Annotated in this window: 2 protein-coding genes; both read left to right on the forward strand. The window is 59.3% G+C overall.

Annotated features, from left to right (window positions below):
• Window positions 1-105 precede the first annotated feature (105 nt).
• The gene (locus Q1J43_RS00395; protein WP_301100302.1) at window positions 106-1671 is read left to right on the forward strand and encodes a hypothetical protein; all 1566 of its coding nucleotides are present in this window, start codon (window positions 106-108) and stop codon (window positions 1669-1671) included.
• A 31-nt stretch (window positions 1672-1702) separates the two neighbouring features.
• Window positions 1703-2693 (forward strand): hypothetical protein (locus Q1J43_RS00400; protein WP_301100303.1); only part of this gene is annotated, 991 nt, incomplete at its 3' end.

The raw sequence follows: 2693 nt of genomic DNA on the forward strand, positions 1-2693 counted from the left end.
GGAGGATCGATGCCTATTCCTGGGGCTGTTCCGGCGTTCTTCAATAACCTGTCGCGCGGCATTATGGGCGCTGGCGGTACGTTCAGATTTTAGGGGAGGTGCGTCATGCGTTCGTCGTCAGGTCGTAAAGGCGCAATCGTCTTGCGTTTAATGGTGGTGCTGTTGTTGGCATGGAGCCTGTCGCTTGGGGCGCCGCGGCAGGCGTCGGCCTGTTGCGGCGATGGCGTTATCGCGGGAGCGTTGACCGAGGCCGCCGTCGGTTCGGAAACGGCGACCATGTTGGTTGAGTGGGGTAAACAGGCTGCCGCGTGGATTCAGGAGTTCGCTTTTCTGGCTGACATCATTAACGGAATCAATGCCTTCACCGATACTTTCAAAAAGGAAATCACGACACTCGGCGCCTTGATCAATGGCGGCCAGCAGGGGTTGGCGGAGTTGCAGATGCGGTTGACGCAGGGAATGGTCAACGGTATGGACGAAGTCGCCGGCGCCAAAGTCGCCGCTGAGATCGCCGGGAAGAATACGCCGCCGACCAACGACAACCAGCAGCTTTGCAATCTCGTGACCGCCGGCAGCGCGACGGGCGCCTCCATGTGGACGCACCAGATTATTGCCAAGGCTACGGGGGATATGCTCGCCCAGCGGTACCGTGGTCGCGGCGCCGATGGCAACGGGCCGCAATATGCATCCGATGAGCGTAATATCCGTTGTGGCAAGGGCGCAGGAGGCTTTCCGACGGCGAACCCTATCGACGGCTATCCTGCCGAGTGCGTGAATAAGGATCCCACCCTGACCGACGCGGATATTGTTTACAGCAAGGCGTTGAGCGGGCTGGAAGTTCTTCAGATGCCGACCCTCGTGCCGGTTCCGGTCACGGTCTTTATTGGGCCGCCGATTATCACCTATGTGCCGAAACCTGTCACGCGCGCGGAGAAACTTTATGTTGCGGCGCTGAATTTCTGCGCCTTCGCCGCCGGACCGCGCCCGTCGCCGCCGCACGGCAAGGATTTGGAAAGTCCTGAAGGCATTGCCCGAACGGCGAGTTTCGACCATGCGTTGGCCGTGGAGAGCGTTTTCACGACACAGTGTACCAAGCGCGTGGCCTATCTGACGCGACCGAACTGCACCGACCCCGTTCAATCAGCCGACCCTTCGATCGACAAGGTGTGTAAGGCGACCAAGCTGGCCTGCAAAGCGTTTGTTGCCGCAGGCGGTACGCTGACGCCGGATATTGATTGTGAAAAAGGGCTCAGTCCGCGTCAGGAGGAATGGATCAAGCATATGAAATGCACGACCAATCAATTTTACACTTCGGCGGCGGGCGCTGGCGTCAACCATGGCATGATGATGGATTTCAGCACCATGTGCGACCTTTCGAACACCACATGGCAGGCCAAGCAGGCTGATGACGAAGCGGCGCTTGTGGCGGCGATGAAAGGGATGCAGGAGATGCAGGGGCTTTATCTGGATGTGGGCTTGACCGCCCACACAGACCGCATCAATGCGCCGACGGAAGCGCCGTTGCCGCCACGACGCCGCGACGAGGCTGCGCTGGAGCGTCCTGCCAAGAAAGTGGCGGTCAAGACGCCGCATGATGCCGGCCTCGTTCGGGCTATGGAAGGGGACTTCGCTGCCGACCGCATCAGTCTGCCCGTGACCTTGGCGCCGTGACATGTGTTGTTTGCAGGGCAAGGAGGGAAAATTGCGCAGAGCCAAGGTCGGAATAGTTGCGCTTTTGTTCCTTGGCGCCTTGGTCGTCGCGAAGCCTGCGTCGGTTATTGCCAAGCCATGCTGTGAAATATGGTCGCCTCCTGTGGCGCTTGTGGAAAGTGGCATCATATCCGAACAGACGGCAGAGGAAGTCGCGCAATGGGTCGCTCAGGCCAAGAGCTGGCTTACTGAGTTCGCCATGCTCTCCGAACTGATCACCTTGAAGGGAATTCTCGATGACGTGATCGGCGATAATCTTAACACCATCGCCAATATCTTCAGCGCGGGACAGGAGGCGGAGGCCGAACTTCGCACGCGCCTTACCCAAGCAACTGTTGAAGCGGATGCGCAACAGGGCGCAGCGGAGAAAGCGGCTAAGCTCGCCAGTGAAAAAACCCCGCCAACGAAGCAGAACCAGCAATTATGCAACATCATTACGACACGACAGGCTCCCATCGCCCTTAATTTGTTCACAAAGATGTTGGCGGCGAAGATAACCGAACAAATCGGCAATCGTTATCGCGGCCCTGGCGCCGACGGCAGCGGCCCGCAATACGCCGCTGACGAGCGTGATTTGCGTTGTGGTAAAGTAAACGGCGTCAAAACCGCCAATCCGCTCGACGGTTATCCGGCGCGTTGCGTGCCGGACGATCCCGATTTGATCGACGCCGATCTCAAAATGCCCACTTACGACACGGTTCTGGTCATGCCGCCCTTGTTGCCGCAGACCATCACCACCGCGAGCGGCCCCGTGACCATCAATGTGCCGTCGCCTTACGAAGTGGACGATGATGGGCGCGTTAACGAGGATTACAAGGCGCAGCAGCTTTGGGTCGCGGCGGTGAATTACTGCTACTTCGCCGCCGGACCGAGGCCAACGCCGCCTTCGGGCGCCGATCTCAATAGTCCCGAGGGCATTGCCCGCACCGCAGCCTTTGATCGCGCACAGGCTCTGGAAAGCACGTTTGTCGCGCAGTGCGCCC

It is taken from the genome of Propionivibrio sp. (assembly GCF_029255185.1).
Classification (GTDB): Bacteria; Pseudomonadota; Gammaproteobacteria; order Burkholderiales; family Rhodocyclaceae; genus Propionivibrio.

Bases quoted from the DNA above. Each gene is read 5' to 3' on its own strand.
- Q1J43_RS00395 (WP_301100302.1), top strand. From the start codon at position 106: ATGCGTTCGTCGTCAGGTCGTAAAGGCGCAATCGTCTTGCGTTTAATG.